The following is a 17,694-nucleotide window of genomic DNA, read 5'->3' as shown; positions in this document are numbered from 1 at the left end:
ATGGGCTCTAAGTAAGGTGTTAAAATACATCATTTTAATTGATTTCAACGATGACAACAAACCAAGCAGTTAAATCTATTTGTATTTTTCGACTTTCTGCCATCGGTGATGCCACCCATGTTATCCCAGTGGTGAAAAGCCTGCAAGCGTGTTTGCCGGGTGTTCAAATTACTTGGGTGATTGGTCGTCTGGAACATAAATTACTGGCCGGTTTGCCCGGAGTGACATTTATTGTCTTTGATAAAAACCAAATGTGGTCCAGCCTTAAAAGCTTAAGACAAGCTGTGGGTGGTGAAAAGTTTGATGTGCTTTTACAAATGCAATTGTCTTTTCGAGCCAATTGGGTGTCACGTTTTATCCCTGCCAAAAGACGCATTGGTTATGACAAAGCGCGTAGTAAAGAGTTGCATGGTTTAGCGGTTAATGAGCGAATTGCGCCTTTACCCCGTTATCATGTGTTGGATGGTTTTATGCAGTTTGTGAGATATTTAGGTTGTCAACCATTGATGGATTGGTCGATGCCGACAAGTGACTCGGATCTTGCTTGGGCGCAGCGGCAAATTAATTCTGATTGTAAAAACATTGTTATCAGCCCTTGCTCAAGTCATGTGTTACGGAATTGGTCAGTGCAACGTTATGCGGATTTGATTGATGCCTGCTATCAAAAATATTCCGCCCATATTATATTAACAGGCAGTCCGGCTGCTAAAGAGAAGGCTTTTGTGGCAGACATTCAATCCCAATGTCAGTCACCTGTGCATAATATCGCCGGTGAAGACAGTTTGAAACAATTATGGGCTTTGATGACTTTAGCTGATTTGGTGATTTCACCGGATTCAGGGCCTTTGCATATCGCCGGAGCTGTCGGTACACCGGTGATTGGCTTAATGGCTGCCAGTAATCCGCTGCGGTCGGGTAGTTATCAATTTCCTGAGCTGTCGGTCAATAAATACCCCGAAGCCTGTCAGCGGTTTTTAAATAAACCAGTGGAGCAGGTTAAATGGGGCGCCAAAACTGAGTTTCCCGGTGCCATGGATTTGATAACGGTGACTGAAGTTATGTCTCAGGTTGATCGTGTATTAGGGAACTGACTGCTTTACCAGACATAGATAACATTGGCGTCAACCAACGGGTAGTTATAATCCAATTGATCAATTTTCTTAACCACCAGACGTTTCACCTGGCCGGTGACGGTAATGGCACGGTCTTGAAAATATTTCGGCTCAAGGAATTTGTTTTTACAGGCAATAAATCGACCTAAATCAACACGGTTTTGATAGGAGGGTCGACCGTACTCGTTGGGTACTTTCGCCATCACTGTTAAACAGCTGTGATCAGGTTTGTTTTCAACGTCAATAACAATGCCGGTCCAACGAATCCTTAAGTCTGTGACGGGGGTTTGCTGGTATTGTTGTGGTGGCATGGTGCTGTAGTCACCTCGCAGCGGTTTGGGTAGTTGCACGCAAGCCGATAAACTTAACGTTAAAACAAGCAAAAGTGATTTGATCATCGTATTCTTAGCAAAATAAAGATTATTATAACCAATGTGTTTAAACATAAGCTGAACTGTGTCGCGTTAAACGCGGATGAGTTGTCCATAAAGCATCATTAAACTGACAAATATTGCCAGCATGAGCATTAAACCCAAACATTCAGCCAACACCCGTGCCAACAATTGTCCGTATGCCGGATGCTTTATCAGCCAATAGCCACCATAACTGATTAGCGTACCCGCCACCATAAACACAAATATAATCGGCTTAAATATCAATAATGCGCTCAGCACCATAAGAATCAAAAGGCTGTAAAGATAAAAACGTTCAAATATAATCATCATTAAAAGTTATTGCATGAATGAGTCTTTATTTAAAACCACTCATGTCGCAAAAAGTGAGAATCGATGATTAATTTTTATTGTGATTGGAGTACTTGCTTCTATGACGTGTATTAATCTAAAATAATAGAGATGAACAGAGCAAAAAAAATATTAAACGAAACCTTTGGTTACAGTGATTTCCGAAACCACCAGGCAGATATTGTAGCCACTATTTTAGATGGTAAAGATGCCTTGGTTTTGATGCCCACCGGTGGTGGCAAATCCTTATGTTATCAAATACCATCGATAGTGCGGCCGGGTGTGGGGGTGGTGATTTCACCGTTAATTGCCTTGATGGAAGATCAGGTCAGTGCCTTGCAATTACTGGGTGTAGAGGCTGCGTATATTAATTCAACTTTATCTGCTGCGGAAGTGAAAGCCATTGAGGACAAGGCAGTCTCCGGCAAGTTAGATATGTTGTATTTGTCACCGGAACGGTTGGCAAATGATGATATGTTGGCTTTTCTGAAAACCATTAAATTGGCTTTATTTGCCATTGATGAGGCGCATTGTGTGTCTCAGTGGGGACATGATTTTCGTCCGGACTACCAACAGTTATCAGTGTTAAGTCAAGAATTCCCTGATGTTCCTCGGATTGCTTTAACGGCGACAGCTGATGAGCGCGTGCGTGATGAAATAGCCAATGAGCTAAACCTGCAGGATGCGCAACTGTTTGTCTCCAGCTTTGACCGTCCGAACATCCGTTATGCCATTGAAGAACAGGACCGTGGCAAGCAACAACTGTGGGAATTTATCAGTCAAAACCATGCTGAAGATGCCGGTATCGTTTATTGTTTATCTCGGCGCAAAGTTGAGTCAGTGGCTGATTATTTAACCGGTCAGGGACGCACCGCTTTACCTTATCATGCCGGTTTATCAGCCAGGGTCAGAGCCAAACATCAAAAAAGATTTTTAATGGAAGAGGGCGTCATTATCGTCGCCACCATCGCTTTTGGTATGGGTATTGATAAGCCGGATGTGCGTTTTGTGGCGCATTTTAGTATGCCCAAGAACATTGAGTCATATTATCAGGAGACCGGCCGTGCCGGTCGAGACGGCCAGCCAGCCAATGCGTGGATGGCGTATAACTATAAGGATGTGGTTATGCAACGTCAATTTATTCGTGACTCTGAGGCCGGTGATGAATATAAAAATGTGCTGCATAATAAGCTGGATGCTTTGGTTGATTTATGTGAACAATTGGAGTGCCGACGCATAACCTTGTTACGTTATTTTGGTGAAGAGTTGGCTGAACCCTGTGGTAATTGTGATAATTGTCTGAATCCACCTGAAAAAATAGATGCCAGCACTGAGGCACAAATGGCCCTGTCGGCGATTTATCGAACCGATCAACGGTTTGGTATCATGTACCTTATTGATGTCATAACAGGTAATAAATCAGAACCGCGTATCGCTGAATTTAAGCACGATAAACTTAAACTGTTTGGGCTTGGTAAAAACCACCCGAAAACCTGGTGGCGCCGTCTTTATCGACAACTTATCAGTCTTGGTTATGTTGAGGTGGATGATCAATTCGGGGCTTTAAAACTCAATGAAAAAGCCAAGCCCATTTTAAAAGGTGATGAGTCCTTTTATTTGCGGGATGTGGTTAAAGCCAAAAATAAGACCACACAAAACGACAAGCTGGAACTGGGTCGTCACGACACCATCTTATGGAATGCTCTACGTAAATTACGCACCGATTTGGCGGCGGAACATGGGGTACCGCCTTATGTGATTTTTAGTGACGCGTCTTTGTTAGAAATGATTAGAAAACGACCTGTTGAAGGTGAAAAGTTCATGTATATTTCCGGTGTTGGTGAATATAAATTGGCTAAATATGGTGAGGCATTTCTAAAAGTCATTAAAGACAATCCGTTACCTGAAAAATTGGATAATCGACTCGATGATGAGGTGAATGTTTCTTTAGATCACTTTCTGGAGTTAAAGTCGGTTGATGCAGTGGCAAAAAAATTAGATCTAAACACGAAAACGGTTTATGCCCATTTGGCGCAGGCCATTGCAGCTGGCTTGGTTGATCGTAAAGAGGTCACTGAATTAGATGACAATGAAATCGATTACATCGAAGAAACAGCGGAAATGACCGGTTATATGGAAGATAAAAAGCTAAAACCGGTGTTTGATGCCTTAGATGGTTTGTATGATTACGGTGTTTTGCGTTGTGTGCTGGCGGAACTGGAATAGTTTGGCAGACCACATTTAATAATGACTCAACCTTTGCGCGTCGTTGCTGATGAGAACATTCCCGGTTTAGATGAGGCATTACCTCATGACGTGAATATTCTTTATCTTCCCGGTCGGGAAATTCAACACCGTCATGTGCAGCAGGCCGACATTTTATTGGTGCGCTCAATTACACAAGTCAATGCGGACCTACTAAAAGGTACATCGGTTAAATTTGTCGGTACTGCCACCATCGGTTTGGATCATATTGATAGGGATTATTTGCATCATGCCGGTATCGACTTTGCTTACGCCCCGGGCAGTAATGCACAGTCGGTGGTTGAGTACGTGTTGGCAGCCATGGCATACTGGTTACAACAAGATAAAAAATCTTTTCAAGACTTAACCGTTGGTATTGTTGGGGTTGGTCGCATTGGTGGGTTGTTACAGACGTATCTTCAGCAAATGGGTGTGCGTTGTTTATTATGTGATCCGCCACGACAAGCGCAACAACCCGAACTGAATTTTTATCCGCTACAAGACATGGTTGAAGCTGATGTTATCAGCTTTCATGTACCGTTAACTGACACCGGCTTATGGCCAACTAAGCACATGATTACGCAGTCTTTTTTGTCGTCCTTAAAGACAGATCAATTGCTGGTTAACAGTGCCCGTGGTGCTGTGTTAGACAATGAAATGGCTTTAGCTCATGTGAAAAATAACTCGGCATCTCCGGCTTTGGTATTGGATGTTTGGGAGAATGAACCGCGGATTAATGTTGATTTAATGCAGCACTGTTTATTGGCAACACCGCATATTGCCGGTTATGCCATTGAAGGGAAATGGCGAGCTACGCAGATGCTTTGTCAGGCCTTAGCAAAACGCTTTAATGTTTCAGTGAATAGCACTCATTTAGATAAGAGAATACAAGTTAGTGATTCCTGGGTGCCGCATCCAAATGATGATTTGTTGGCTCGTTTGCAATATTATTACCCGATAGTGCGTGATGATACGGCTTTGCGAAGTGTGGTTGATGAATTACCGGATTCTTTTGATAAATTGCGAAAAAGTTATCCCACGCGGCATGAGTTTCTGGCACCACTGCCATCAAGTGGTTAATTGATAAAACAGCAAAGGTAATTTTTTGGGTAATTCTTCAATATGTTTGATGTGGACGAAGGATTGGCCACCGAAAATATAGGACAAATAGTCATGAGGTTCAATATCAACGGAAATACAAAATGGCACCAAGCCTTCTTTTCTGGCGGCGTTGACGGCATGTTTGGTATCTTCCATACCATAACGACCTTCATACTGATCCAAATCGTTGGGTTTGCCATCGGTTAAAATTAATAACAATTTTTGTCCGGTTTTCTGAACTGCCAGTTGTTTGGTGGCGTAGCGAATCGCCGCACCCATGCGGGTGTAAAAATTAGGCCTAATGGCGTAAACTCGATTACGCACTGTGTCGTCATAATCTTCATCAAAACCTTTTAATTGATAATAGCGAACGTGGCTGCGTAATTTAGATGCAAAACCGGTCATGGCAAAACGTTCTCCGGCGGCACTCAGGCATTCCCCAAATATATATAAAGATTCACGAATAACATCAATGACTTTACGATCACCGGATATATAAGCATCGGTGGATAATGACAAGTCTGCTAACAAAAGGGTCGATAAATCACGATTGGTCTGATGTAGTTGTCGGTATAAATTAGGATCAGTGGTACCGCGCCCCATAAACCGTTGAACACTAAATTCCATAAAACTGTTTAAGTCAACTTCATCACCTTGCTCTTGTCGATCAAGCCATTTTCTTTCGGGTTTAAGCGACTCAAATTGTCGTTTCAGGATTCTTGCCTGTTTTTGGGTTTGCTCACTCCATTGTGCCGGTTCGGTGATTTTTAGGGCCATGGTTTGTAAAGCACACTGCTGTTCAATCAATTGCTCTTTTTTATAATGCCATTCGGGCAATAATATCCCGCCACTTAGCACCACATCGTCATATTCTGCTGAGGGCAGATCTAAATCTAATTTAACCTTGCTGGCGGTCTTACCACTGCTAACAGTGATTTTATCGAGGTCATCGGCAATACTTTGTAAATCCTCATCGTCAGTGTCTTCCTCAGAGCGATCAAGATTTAAAAATTCAGACCAGGTAAACAGGCTTTCTAAGCGAAACGCAATAAGACCATCACCGGGATCGCGGTCATCCATTTGTTCCGCTTTGTATTTCTTGTCGCCAAGATTTTTGGAGGCCAATTTTTGTTCCTGATCTTGTTCATCCTGATCCTGCTGATCACGACGTTCTGCGACAGTTTTAATCGGTGATGGGTATAGCCATAGCATAACCGGTAAAGACTGAACATCATGGCCGACTTCAATGTCGTTTTCACACCAAGGATCTGCAATAACTTGTTGAATGGCACGTTCCACTGCTTGCAGTTTTTTAGGCAGGGTGCTTATTTTTGGACGGTGCTTTAACTGTAAACGCGATAAAGATTTATAACGAGCCCGTAGTCCCGGCCATTGTTTTAATATTTGTTGGCTCAGGTATTGGTTGTGTTTAATCCAGTGATTTTTATGGGGTGTGTGATTTAAGCTGGCCAAAGCGGTTAGCCAGTAATACAACGCCTCGTTGGATTTTTTTGACGGAAAACAGTCAATTTGATTGGGTAAAAAAAAGTATTCGTTATGAAAATGGGGCAGGGCTTGCTTTACACCGGAGCCGGCCATTTTTTGAAGAAAGGTACGGTGAGCAGAATGGATGTAATCAGAGGTTTCAGCAAGACTTAAACCAGGATCACCGCCTAAAGCCCGAAAATACACAGCCAAACGTTTGCCAAAATCTTTTAAGCTTACAGCAGCCTCGCGGTAGCGAATGGTGCTTTTATTGGTTATGTAATGGTGCCATTTAACACCAACCCATTCTTCCATATCTAATCATCGCCCAGTTGGGCATTCATCACTTCCATTAATGCCTCAACCACTTCAATGTCATCACTGAGTGGTTCAGCAATGGCGGCGCGACAGGCATCAGACACAGGAATGCCACTTTTAATTAAGGTGGCGGCATAAATTAATAAGCGGGTGGAGGCTGATTCTTCCAGGTCGTGGTCTTTTAGTTGACGGATATGGCTGGCCAAACGAGCCAATAATTTTGCAAGCTCTAAGTCAACACCAGCTTCTTTTGAGACAATTTCGGCTTCAAGTTCTTTGTTCGGGTAATCAAAGCTCATTGACATGAATCGTTGTTTGGTTGACGGTTTCATGCCCTTGAGTAAATTTTGATAACCTGGATTGTAAGACACCACCAGCATAAATTCAGGTGGCGCATGTAATAATTCGCCGGTACGATCGATGGGTAAAATACGCCGGTCGTCGGTTAACGGGTGCATCACAACAATACTGTCTTTACGGGCCTCCACCACTTCATCTAAATAGCAGATAGCGCCTTCTCGCACTGCACGAGTCAAGGGCCCGTCTTGCCAGTAGGTTTTGCCATCACCAATTAAGTGACGACCAATTAAATCAGAAGCGGTTAAATCTTCATGACACGCAACGGTATAAAGCTTGCGCCCCAGTTTTTCTGCCATGTGCTGGATAAATCGGGTTTTACCGCAGCCTGTAGGGCCTTTTAATAACACTGGCAATTGGTTATGCCAGGCAGATTCAAACAGTTCCACTTCATTGTTTTGTTCTTGGTAATAATTTAATGGAGTGGATTTTTCTAAGGTGGACGTATTAGTCATAGTATGGGTCAAAAAAGAGGGCGGCTGATTGAGCCGCCCGTGTAAGGGTTTGCGTTATGATTTGATGGCCGGATTTTTATGGGACACATCAATGTGTTGATCAGATTCACCTTTAATCAGGAAGCTGCTCAAATAAACCAGCAAACCAATCAAAAAGATAATACCCGCGCCTTCGCGCAGCCAGTAGAAAAACTGTAGTTTATCTTGAACAACCATATAAGGAAGCGGTTGGTCCCCCATACGTTGCAGATAGACTTGTACAATACCGGCAGCGGTTAAGAACAATGTAATAAATACCATGGAAATGGTCATTAACCAGAAGGACCACATTTCAACCACTTGCGCTTTATTAGAGTTAGCAACTCGACCACGTAATTTTGGCATGGCGTAAGAGATTATCGCCAACACCACCATCACATAGGCACCGTAAAAGGCCATGTGGCCATGAGCAGCGGTAATTTGCGTACCATGGGTGAAGTAGTTAACTGGCGCCAGGGTGTGTAAAAAGCCCCAGACACCTGCGCCTAAGAAGGCCATGACACCGGTGCCCAATGCCCATAGGACTGCGACACGGTTGGCATGAATACGTCGGCGTTTATTCACCATATTAAAGGCAAACAGGGTCATCAGGAAGAACGGAATGGGTTCTAAAGCACCAAATATCGAACCTAACCAAAGCCAATAACTTGGCGCACCCATAAAGAAGTAGTGATGGCCGGTACCGATAATGCCGGTGATTAATGCCATGGCGACAATAATATAAACCCATTTATCAACCACTTCACGGTCAACACCGGTGGTTTTAATCAATACAAAAGCCAGTAACGAGGCCAGAATCAATTCCCAGACACCTTCTACCCATAAATGCACAACCCACCACCAGTAATATTTATCAAGAACCAGGTTTTCAGGGTTAACAAAGGCAAATAAGAATAACAGGGCTAAACCAACCAAGCCGGTGAGTAACACCACATTAATGACGGTTTTACGGCCGGAAATGATGGTCATGCCGACATTATAAAGAAAGCCTAAACAGACAATAACGATTCCGACTTTACCGATTGTGGGTTGTTCTAAAAACTCACGACCCATGGTGGGTAAAAATGAGTTACCGGTTAATTCCGCCAGACGTTGATAAGGCAATAACAAATAACTGAGTACGATTAAAGCCGCGGCAATAAAGAATATCCAAAACAGGATTTTGGCTAGTTTAACCGAATGTAATTCCCGTTGAGATTCTTCGGGAACCATGTAATAGGAGGCGCCCATAAAGCCGAATAATAACCAAACAATCAATAGATTGGTATGCACCATTCGGGCAATGTTAAAAGGGATATAAGGAAACAGAAAGTCACCGATGACATACTGCAAGCCTAAAATAACACCAAAAATAATCTGCGCGACAAACAAGGCAATGGCAGCGTTAAAATACAGTTTTGACACTGCTTGAGATTGATATTTCATAATTTAACTCCGTTATCCTTGAATGTTGGGTGGCCAGTTTTGCGCATCAATACCGTTAACATATTTTAAAAACTCTGCTAAGGCATTGAGTTCTGCATCGGTAAAGTTAAACTGGGGCATGGAACGTCTGCCGGGTATACCGTTTGGTGGGCGGCTCATGATAAAGGCCTTGATGGCTTCAGTGCTTTGTCCAAAACGGTCATAGACATTGGCCAATTCCGGTGCAAAGTAGGCACCTTCACCCAATAAAGTGTGGCAACCCACACAGTTATTTTCTTCCCACAGGCGTTTGCCGTGTGACACTTCTTCTGTCAGGTTTTCTCTGTTATCAGTCGCCGGAATTCTTTGGTGCGTATCAAAAGTCAGCACCAAGAACAGCAGAATGAAAAACAGGGATCCACCATAATAAATGTTTCTGGCAACACTTTTGGTAAATAAATCTTTCATGTGATTCTCTTTTTTTACGTTAACGATATGCCCTGCCGTGTTAAGTGGCAGGGCTGTGGTTTAATCGTAGGCATTTTAGTTATTTAGGGTCACTTATTCATTGATCTGGGTCAATGTTCTGTCCGAAACTAAATTTACAAACGATAACTAAACATCAGCCAGACCTTTTGAGTGTCCTGGCTGTGGGTGTCGGCTGAATAATCGGCCGCTTTCAATAAAAGATCGGCTTTTTGACCGAGTTTCTTGGACAACGATACATCAAACTCACTTCCCAATTGGCCTGAGCCAGCTTCTGAATCAAATTGGTGGTATTTGGCTTGCCAACCCCATCCGTTGATTGAGCCTTTAACCCCGATAAAGGTGTCGACAATACCGACATCCGGTGTGCTCAAAAATTGATCCGCCCAACCGTTAAAAGCATGCAATGTCGCTAAGGGGGTTCTAAAAGCCGCACCCGCTTGTGTGTCACTGCCTTCTAACATTTCATAACCGGCAAAAAACTCGCCATTATTAAAGCTTAAAGCAACATCAAAGCGAAGATAGTCGGCATCATAATTAACCGGATTATTGTCGGCATCTGATTGACTGGCGTATTCAATACCGACTTTTAACTTTTGCGCACCGATATCAAAATGGGTGTTATAGCCAAACCCCAATGTATCAGTGGAAAAAGTTGCATCATCACTGTTTTCAATACCGTAATAATAAACCTTTACATGATGTTTGGCCGCCCAGGTTTTGGACCAATTACCTAATAAGGTTTTATTGTCATGGTCTCCGGCGGGTACATCTTCACCGAAAATCCGGTTAACATGATCGATATAGGCCAAAAACAATTGACTGTCGGCAATCTTGAAGTCAAAGGACAGGGCATCATAGGTTTGTTCATTCTGACGCCAACCGACACCGCCGACAAAACGCTGGTTATCCAATAAAATACGTTGCCGGCCTAATTTTGTTGTCGCCTTATCATTAAATTGGTAGCTCACCCAGGCTTGGTTAATTTCCGTGCCTGTGGGATCTGCAACCACCGGATATTGGGTGCGGTTTGGGGTATTGCCGGCACCGGCGTTATAGTGGTCGCCAAAAATTTCCGTGACATTATCGGCCTCAATAAAAAAACGCCAGCCATTGTAATCGGCAGTTTTGTAATTGAGTCGTGTACGAAGGGTTGAGGCGTTGGCATCTTTGGCGAAATTTGCCTGATCGACTAACTCATAACGATAGCGGAAAGACAAACTGGCTTCGCCTTTATTGTCTGATTGCGTTTCATCAGCTGCCTGTATAGACAACGGTGCAGTGGTTAAAGCACCGGCCAATAAAGCTGATGACAATAGGGATTTTTTAATGCTAATCATGGGCATAACCTGCTGGATAAGGAATCAAATGCAAGTATAGGTTTAGGATTTATAAATTTCATTGATATAAATCAATTGCCTAACATTCAATGATATTAACCGCCAGGCCACCGCGAGAGGTTTCCTTATAGCTGTCTTTCATATCGTCACCGGTGGCTTTCATGGTTTTGATGACTTTATCCAAGGAGACATAATGACTGCCTTCATTACGGTCAGCCATTCGAAAAGCACTGATGGCTTTGATTGAACCCATGGCATTGCGTTCAATACAGGGGATTTGTACCAAACCGCCAATGGGATCACAGGTCAAACCAAGGTTATGCTCCATGGCAATTTCTGCGGCATTTTCCACTTCGTCCATGGTTAAACCGCAAGCCGCAGCAAGTCCGGCGGCAGCCATGGAGCTGGCGACGCCCACTTCACCTTGACAGCCGACTTCGGCACCGGAAATGGAGGCTTTGGTTTTATATAAAATACCCACAGCCGCGGCGGTTAATAGAAAATCACGGATACCTTGTTGATTGCTGTCAGTAACAAAGTTAAGGTAATAATAAATGACCGCAGGAATTATGCCGGCTGCACCGTTAGTGGGCGCTGTAACCACACGTCCGCCGGCGGCGTTTTCTTCACTGACAGCTAACGCATAGACACTGACCCAGTCTAATACAGTGAGGGGGTCTGCTAAATCTTTGGCAGTTTTTTTATTTAACTCTCTGTATAGTTTTGAGGCACGTCGGGGTAAATTGAGCCCACCCGGCAAGGTTCCTTGCGTGATAAAACCGCGTTGCATACACTGTTCCATGGCTTGCCAAATGGTATCTAGCTGTTGATCGATTTCGGATCGACTACGCCAGGTTTCCTCATTGGCATACATGACTTCGGCAATGGTCAGGTTCTTTTGGTTGCAAATTTCAATCAACTGATCGCCACTTTCAAAGTGATGCGGCACAGCGGAATTGTCTTCCATAATATGTTGTTCCTGCATGTGGTTATGAGACAGCACAAACCCGCCACCCACAGAATAATAAGCTTTTTGAGCCAGTTCGTTACCGGCTTTATCATAAGCGGTAAATTGCATACCATTGGTATGTAGCGGCAACTTTTTGCGTTTGTGGAATTTGAGGTGGTCTTTGTCTTTAAAAACCAAGTTCAAATCTTGATTGATGATTTGTTGGGTGTTTTTAACGGTTTCCAGTATAGTTGGAATATTATCAGGATCCACGGTATCCGGTTGTTCCCCGGATAAGCCTAGGATAATGGCTTTATCCGTGCCATGGCCGCGCCCAGTGTGACTTAATGAGCCGTACAATTCAGAAACCACATGATGTGTTTTGGTGGCTAAATCATGATTATGCAGGTACTGCGTGAATAAATGTGCAGCCCGCATTGGGCCGACGGTGTGAGAACTTGAAGGACCGATACCAATTTTAAACAAGTCAAAAATACTAACAGCCATGATAAACTAAACCCATGAAAAAACTTACATTATATAGTAGATTAGAATGTCCTTTGTGCGAGTTTGCTGAAGAATTATTAGTGGCTGAAGGATTTACATTTGAAGTGGTCGATATTGATGATTCAGAAGAATTAATCAAGACATATCATATTCGGGTGCCGGTGTTATCTAACGGCTTAGCAGAGCTTGATTGGCCGTTTACTGCAGATTCAGTTTGGGAGTTCGCTCATGGCTAAGGAAAAATTACAATTCGTCTGCAATCAATGTGGTCATGTGACCAACAAATGGGCCGGACAATGCACTGCCTGTAAGCAATGGAATTGCATAGATGAGGTAAAAATACCCAAAACCACCAGCAGTGGTAAAAGTAACCGTTATGCCAATTATTCGGGCGACAATAAAATTCAGAAGTTAGGTCAGGTTAGTACTGAAAAACAAGCACGTACAGCCACGGATATAAAAGAACTCGATCGTGTGCTAGGTGGTGGTCTGGTCCCGGGTTCAGTGATTTTATTGGGAGGTGATCCCGGTATTGGCAAATCCACCTTATTGCTACAAGTAACCGCACACATCACACAATCTATAAACCCTTTATATGTCACCGGTGAAGAATCATTGGCACAAATAGCGATGCGTGCCAATCGTTTGGGACTGATGGTGGATGATTTATCTTGTATGGCCGAAACTTCATTAGAAACCATCATGGCAACGGTTTTACAGCAAAACCCAGACTTGGTGGTGATTGATTCCATTCAAACCTTGTTCAGTGAAGAGCTGACATCAATTCCGGGATCGGTTTCACAGGTGAAAGAAACTGCCGCTCAGCTGGTGAGAATGGCTAAACAACATAAAATCACCGTGATTTTAGTGGGTCATGTCACCAAAGATGGCAGCATAGCCGGACCCCGGATTTTAGAACACATGGTTGACACAGTTTTATATTTTGAAAGCGATGGTAATAGCCGTTTTCGGGTGTTGCGTGCGTTAAAGAACCGCTTCGGTGCAGTTAATGAGATTGGGGTTTTTGCCATGACTGAGCGAGGCGTTCGGGAAGTTGATAATCCATCCGCGATCTTTTTAAGCGAACATAAAGCCGATAAACCCGGTTCTGTGGTGATGGTAACCCGTGAAGGGACGCGGCCGTTATTGGTTGAAATTCAAGCGCTGGTGGATCAAAGTCCACTGGGTAATCCACGTCGGTTATCAGTGGGTTTGGAACACAACCGATTGGCCATGTTGTTGGCGGTGATGCACCGGATGTGTGGTTTATCGATTCATGATCATGATGTTTTCTTGAATGCGGTCGGTGGCATTAAAATCACAGAAACGGCTGCTGATTTAGCCATTTTAATGGCCATTTTATCCAGCTTTAAAAACCGTTACTTGCCGGCGGGAACTGTGGTTTTTGGTGAGGTGGGTTTAACCGGGGAGATCAGACCGGTACAAAACGGCGAAGATCGCCTTAAGGAAGCCTCACAACACGGATTTAAAACAGCCATTATTCCCAAAGCCAATGCCGGTCAGTGGACCAAAAATTTGGGGATGAAAGTAATAACAGTCTCGGAAGTTAATGAGGTCCTGGATTTGATTTAATGCCTTTTTGCTTGTTTCAAGTCTGCGTTTACCATCCCTGTACCGTACGGTGCAGGCGGTTCCCCCCCCCCAGTCATCTGATTGTGCTTACGCTGCTTTATTTATTGGGCTCACAATACAGTTTATGTAATAGGTTAATAACTTCAAGTGCTTTACTGTCGGCTAATGAGTATAAAATGGTTTGCGATTGACGCTTATTTTTTACCAGATTAGCTTTACGTAATTGAGCCAAATGTTGTGATAGGGCTGATTGCGATAAACTCGGTAAATGTTCATTAAGTTTGCCAACGGACATTTCGTTATCATGCAATAAGCACAAAATCATCAACCGTTGTTGGTTAGAAATTAATTTCAGTAATTCTGATGCCGAAGCTGAGTGTTCGACCATCGCGTTCATGGATTTTGACATATTATTAGTTCCTTAGATTTATTAGCCCGTTTATTTTGCCTTAAAAACATCACTTTGACAAACATTTGTTATTTATAATGCGCTGTCTCAAGTCCATTTAGAATCTGAATTTACTTGATTTACTTAAAGTTTAATGTGCAATTATGATGTGCCGTTTCAATTAAGTCACAGCAGATTATCAATCCATGACTTTTCCCACAGGTAATCTAACAGCGTTCTGATATAGTGATGGTTTTATAATTTTGTAAAGAGGGTACCTATGTCACTGTCTAAAATCCCATTCATTTTATTGCTGGCTTTATTAACAGCCTGTAGTCAGCCTCAAGAGATTAAACCCATCACTGAGGACCAATCAGCCAATGGAATTAATCTTGAGCTTGATTACCAGATGTTTACCTTGGACAATGGTTTGAAAGTGATTATTCATGAAGATCATTCAGATCCGATTGTGGCCATTGCCACCATTGTGCATGTAGGTTCTAATCGTGAAAAACCCGGTCGCACCGGTTTTGCGCATTTCTTTGAACACATGTCTTTTAATAATTCTGAAAATGTCCCAATGGGTGCCAACCGAAAAATGATTCCTGAACTGGGTGGCACCCGCAACGGCGGCACCTGGTCTGATGGCACCATGTATTATGAAGTGGTACCGAAAGACGCTTTTGAAAAACTCATGTGGATTGATTCCGATCGTTTCGGTTACATGATTAACACCGTTAAACAAGGCACCCTTGAGCGTGAAAAACAGGTGGTGAAAAATGAAAAGCGCCAGCGGGTCGATAACCGCGCTTACGGCCATACCTCGCATGTCATAAAAAAAGCTTTGTTTCCGAAGTCTCACCCTTATAACTGGACGGTGATTGGTGATTTAGAGGATTTGCAAAATGCCACTTTAGCCGATGTGCGCGAATTTTATGATGAATATTACACCCCCGGGAATGCCACTTTGGTGATTGCCGGAGATATTGATTTTGCCACCGCCAAAGCATCTGTTGAAAAGTGGTTTGGTGAAATACCTGCCGGTCAACAAGCCGTTGCCTTAGACCCCATGCCGGTGAACTTAGATAAGAACAAGCGTTTATATCATGAAGATAATTTTGCCAAATTACCGGAATTAAGGCTGACTTTTCCGACCGTCGAGCAGTATCACAACGATGCCTATGCTTTAGATGCTTTGGGTGAAATTCTCGCGGTTGGACAACAATCTCCTTTGTTTTCAACCCTGGTGAAAGAATCAAAATTAGCGGCTGAAGTGTCTGCATATAACAGATCTGAAGAACTGGCCGGTACCTTTACTATGCGGGTACGAGGCCACGAGGGTGTTGATTTGGATGCAGCCTTTGAAGTATTGCGCAATGCCTTAGCTGACTTTGAGAAAAAAGGTGTACGAGCCACCGATTTAGAAAAAATCAAAGCCCGACAAGAAACCGCCTTTTACAATGGTATTTCCAGTGTTTTAAACAAAGCGTTTCAATTGGGTATCTATAACGAATACGCCGGTGATCCTGCGTTTTATAAACAAGACATTGCCAACATAAAGGCCGTGACTGCCGGCGATGTGATGCGTGTTTATCATCAATATATTAAGGATAAACCGGCCATAATCACCAGTTTTGTGCCCAAAGGTCAAGTTGAATTGGCGTTAGCTGATTCCAAGAAAGCCGATGTGGTTGAAGAACAAATCGTTGCCGGACAGGAACCTGAGTTTACTGAAGAAGACAGCGATGATTTTGTCATAACACCGTCCCAACATGACCGCTCAGAACCACCATTGGGTGAGTTGCCGCCACTGAAATCACCGACGATTTGGCAAGCGCATAGTGATCATGGCATGGCCGTTGCCGGCATTGAACATGATGAAGTGCCTTTGGTGAATTTTACCTTGCGTATTAACGGTGGCCAGATGCTGGACCAATCAGATAAAGTTGGCACCGCGAATTTATTGGCACAAATGCTGGAAGAGGGCACTAAACATAAAACCGCGGCTGAATTTGAGGATGCCATAGGCCTATTAGGTTCCGGCATTCATGTCTCAGCAGGTAGCACGGCGATTACCGTTTCAGGGTCCAGTTTGGCCAGAAACTTTGCTAAAACCATGGATCTGGTCACCGAAATGCTGTTACAACCGCGTTTTGATGCGGTAGATTTTGAGCGCATAAAAAACAACACCCTCACCGATATTACCGCGGCTTACGGCAATCCCAACAGCATCGCTCAAAAAGTCTTTTTCCGACAACTTTATGGTCCGGATCATGTCGCCGGTCAGCCTTCGGTTGGCACTTTAGATTCGGTTAAAAATATCGAACTGGCAGATGTTAAAGAATGGTATCGGAACAATCTATCAGCACAACTCATGCAATTCAATGTGGTTGGTGCCATCGATAAGAGTACCGTTATGGGCGCAATACAAAAGCTGGACAAACAACTGCCCAATCAAGCCATCGATTTGGACTATCTACCTGCCAATGCACCCGCATCAACACCACAATTGTACTTTGTTGATGTACCTGCGGCTAAACAATCGGTACTCATCGTTGGTAAACAATTGCCGGTTGGTACCGACCCTGATTTCGCGGCCATTGATATTGTTAACAACCGCTTAGGTTCAGGGTCCAGTGCACGCTTAACACAAATGCTGCGTATCACCAAGGGCTACACCTATGGGGCTTATTCCTACCCCAGTCGCTCAGAATATTACCCCAGTGCTTTTGTGGCAGCCACGCAGGTACGCAGTAATGTCACCTTGGAATCCTTAGAAATTCTCAAAGACCTCATCGGCAATTATGCCAAAACCTTCACAACAGATGATTTAGCCACAACTAAAAATTTATTGAGCAAGGGCAACACCCGTCGTTTTGAAACCTTAGGGCAATTACTCAGCGGTTTAAATGAGGTGACACGGTTTGACTTAGGCAATGATTTTCTGGAGCGAGAACAGGCTGTTTTAAACAACATGACCTTAGCTGACGCGCACAATTACATTAATCAATATCTGGATGAGCAAGACATGATTTATGTGGTGGTCGGTGATGCTAAAACCCAATTATCTCGGCTTAAAGACTTGGGCTATGGTGAGCCGATTGTCCTTGATCGGGATGGTAATGCAATGAAATAGAAAATTATTTGCATAAAACGCTAAACACCTGTTAACT

15 protein-coding genes and 1 pseudogene are annotated in these 17,694 nt (G+C 43.4%); 7 read left to right on the top strand and 9 right to left on the bottom strand.

Annotation, left to right across the window (positions count from 1 at the left end):
- The first annotated feature begins 50 nt into the window (after positions 1 to 50).
- Positions 51 to 1,091, top strand: a complete 1,041-nt coding sequence (locus OS173_RS08960; RefSeq protein ID WP_267183942.1) for a glycosyltransferase family 9 protein — start codon at positions 51 to 53, stop codon at positions 1,089 to 1,091.
- Positions 1,092 to 1,096: 5 nt separating this feature from the next.
- Here OS173_RS08960 and OS173_RS08955 read toward each other — a convergent pair whose 3' ends face one another.
- Both OS173_RS08955 and OS173_RS08950 read right to left on the bottom strand, forming a co-directional pair.
- A complete protein-coding gene (locus OS173_RS08955; RefSeq protein WP_267183941.1) occupies positions 1,097 to 1,510 on the bottom strand; it encodes a Slp family lipoprotein in 414 nt (137 codons plus the stop codon).
- Positions 1,511 to 1,576: 66 nt separating this feature from the next.
- Positions 1,577 to 1,837, bottom strand: a complete 261-nt coding sequence (locus tag OS173_RS08950) for a hypothetical protein (RefSeq protein WP_267183940.1) — start codon at positions 1,835 to 1,837, stop codon at positions 1,577 to 1,579.
- Positions 1,838 to 1,966: 129 nt separating this feature from the next.
- Between OS173_RS08950 and recQ the strand changes: the two are divergent.
- From recQ to OS173_RS08940, 3 genes and pseudogenes are all read left to right on the top strand, one after another.
- Positions 1,967 to 3,754: pseudogene (gene recQ, locus OS173_RS08945) on the top strand (DNA helicase RecQ); the annotation flags it as partial.
- 36 nt (positions 3,755 to 3,790) lie between these two features.
- A complete protein-coding gene (locus OS173_RS13475; protein WP_456085711.1) occupies positions 3,791 to 4,081 on the top strand; it encodes a helix-turn-helix domain-containing protein in 291 nt (96 codons plus the stop codon).
- Positions 4,082 to 4,102: 21 nt separating this feature from the next.
- A complete protein-coding gene (locus OS173_RS08940; RefSeq protein WP_267183938.1) occupies positions 4,103 to 5,179 on the top strand; it encodes a 4-phosphoerythronate dehydrogenase in 1,077 nt (358 codons plus the stop codon).
- Here the strand turns inward: OS173_RS08940 and OS173_RS08935 are convergent.
- From OS173_RS08935 to OS173_RS08910, 6 genes are all read right to left on the bottom strand, one after another.
- Complete coding sequence (locus tag OS173_RS08935) at positions 5,168 to 7,000, bottom strand: nitric oxide reductase activation protein NorD (RefSeq protein WP_267183937.1); 1,833 nt, start codon at positions 6,998 to 7,000, stop codon at positions 5,168 to 5,170. The genes OS173_RS08940 and OS173_RS08935 overlap by 12 nt on opposite strands.
- Before the next feature lie 2 nt (positions 7,001 to 7,002).
- Complete coding sequence (locus OS173_RS08930; protein ID WP_267183936.1) at positions 7,003 to 7,815, bottom strand: CbbQ/NirQ/NorQ/GpvN family protein; 813 nt, start codon at positions 7,813 to 7,815, stop codon at positions 7,003 to 7,005.
- Between the two features lie 54 nt (positions 7,816 to 7,869).
- Positions 7,870 to 9,279 (bottom strand): cbb3-type cytochrome c oxidase subunit I, encoded by a 1,410-nt coding sequence (locus OS173_RS08925; protein ID WP_267183935.1) that lies wholly within the window; start codon positions 9,277 to 9,279, stop codon positions 7,870 to 7,872.
- A 12-nt stretch (positions 9,280 to 9,291) separates the two neighbouring features.
- On the bottom strand, positions 9,292 to 9,726 hold the full coding sequence (locus OS173_RS08920) for a c-type cytochrome (protein ID WP_267183934.1): 435 nt from the start codon (positions 9,724 to 9,726) through the stop codon (positions 9,292 to 9,294).
- A 134-nt stretch (positions 9,727 to 9,860) separates the two neighbouring features.
- The gene (locus OS173_RS08915; protein ID WP_267183933.1) at positions 9,861 to 11,084 is read right to left on the bottom strand and encodes an alginate export family protein; all 1,224 of its coding nucleotides are present in this window, start codon (positions 11,082 to 11,084) and stop codon (positions 9,861 to 9,863) included.
- Between the two features lie 79 nt (positions 11,085 to 11,163).
- On the bottom strand, positions 11,164 to 12,540 hold the full coding sequence (locus tag OS173_RS08910) for an L-serine ammonia-lyase (protein ID WP_267183932.1): 1,377 nt from the start codon (positions 12,538 to 12,540) through the stop codon (positions 11,164 to 11,166).
- Between the two features lie 14 nt (positions 12,541 to 12,554).
- On the opposite strand from OS173_RS08910, the gene OS173_RS08905 reads away from it, so the two are divergent.
- Together OS173_RS08905 and radA are read left to right on the top strand one after the other, a co-directional pair.
- The gene (locus OS173_RS08905) at positions 12,555 to 12,776 is read left to right on the top strand and encodes a glutaredoxin family protein (protein ID WP_267183931.1); all 222 of its coding nucleotides are present in this window, start codon (positions 12,555 to 12,557) and stop codon (positions 12,774 to 12,776) included.
- Complete coding sequence (gene radA / locus OS173_RS08900; RefSeq protein ID WP_267183930.1) at positions 12,769 to 14,133, top strand: DNA repair protein RadA; 1,365 nt, start codon at positions 12,769 to 12,771, stop codon at positions 14,131 to 14,133. The genes OS173_RS08905 and radA overlap by 8 nt, the downstream gene beginning before the upstream one ends.
- A gap of 97 nt (positions 14,134 to 14,230) precedes the next feature.
- On the opposite strand, the gene OS173_RS08895 is transcribed toward radA, so the two are convergent.
- Positions 14,231 to 14,542, bottom strand: coding sequence for an ArsR/SmtB family transcription factor (locus tag OS173_RS08895; protein WP_267183929.1), 312 nt, complete (start codon positions 14,540 to 14,542; stop codon positions 14,231 to 14,233).
- Positions 14,543 to 14,801: 259 nt separating this feature from the next.
- Between OS173_RS08895 and OS173_RS08890 the strand changes: the two genes are divergently transcribed.
- The gene (locus OS173_RS08890) at positions 14,802 to 17,657 is read left to right on the top strand and encodes a M16 family metallopeptidase (protein ID WP_267183928.1); all 2,856 of its coding nucleotides are present in this window, start codon (positions 14,802 to 14,804) and stop codon (positions 17,655 to 17,657) included.
- Positions 17,658 to 17,694: the final 37 nt, after the last annotated feature.

This window comes from Marinicella gelatinilytica, assembly GCF_026410405.1.
GTDB lineage: Bacteria > Pseudomonadota > Gammaproteobacteria > Xanthomonadales > Marinicellaceae > Marinicella > Marinicella gelatinilytica.
The sequence above is the reverse complement of the archived record's forward strand: the minus strand, read 5'-3'. Positions and strand labels throughout refer to the sequence as shown.

Excerpts from the sequence above, each read along its gene's own strand:
- OS173_RS08960 (WP_267183942.1), top strand. The coding sequence starts at position 51 with ATGACAACAAACCAAGCAGTTAAATCTATTTGTATTTTTCGACTTTCT.
- OS173_RS08955 (WP_267183941.1), bottom strand. The coding sequence starts at position 1,510 with ATGATCAAATCACTTTTGCTTGTTTTAACGTTAAGTTTATCGGCTTGC.
- OS173_RS08950 (WP_267183940.1), bottom strand. The coding sequence starts at position 1,837 with ATGATGATTATATTTGAACGTTTTTATCTTTACAGCCTTTTGATTCTT.
- OS173_RS08940 (WP_267183938.1), top strand. The coding sequence starts at position 4,103 with ATGACTCAACCTTTGCGCGTCGTTGCTGATGAGAACATTCCCGGTTTA.
- OS173_RS08935 (WP_267183937.1), bottom strand. The coding sequence starts at position 7,000 with ATGGAAGAATGGGTTGGTGTTAAATGGCACCATTACATAACCAATAAA.
- OS173_RS08930 (WP_267183936.1), bottom strand. The coding sequence starts at position 7,815 with ATGACTAATACGTCCACCTTAGAAAAATCCACTCCATTAAATTATTAC.
- OS173_RS08925 (WP_267183935.1), bottom strand. The coding sequence starts at position 9,279 with ATGAAATATCAATCTCAAGCAGTGTCAAAACTGTATTTTAACGCTGCC.
- OS173_RS08920 (WP_267183934.1), bottom strand. The coding sequence starts at position 9,726 with ATGAAAGATTTATTTACCAAAAGTGTTGCCAGAAACATTTATTATGGT.
- OS173_RS08915 (WP_267183933.1), bottom strand. The coding sequence starts at position 11,084 with ATGATTAGCATTAAAAAATCCCTATTGTCATCAGCTTTATTGGCCGGT.
- OS173_RS08910 (WP_267183932.1), bottom strand. The coding sequence starts at position 12,540 with ATGGCTGTTAGTATTTTTGACTTGTTTAAAATTGGTATCGGTCCTTCA.
- OS173_RS08905 (WP_267183931.1), top strand. The coding sequence starts at position 12,555 with ATGAAAAAACTTACATTATATAGTAGATTAGAATGTCCTTTGTGCGAG.
- radA (WP_267183930.1), top strand. The coding sequence starts at position 12,769 with ATGGCTAAGGAAAAATTACAATTCGTCTGCAATCAATGTGGTCATGTG.
- OS173_RS08895 (WP_267183929.1), bottom strand. The coding sequence starts at position 14,542 with ATGTCAAAATCCATGAACGCGATGGTCGAACACTCAGCTTCGGCATCA.
- OS173_RS08890 (WP_267183928.1), top strand. The coding sequence starts at position 14,802 with ATGTCACTGTCTAAAATCCCATTCATTTTATTGCTGGCTTTATTAACA.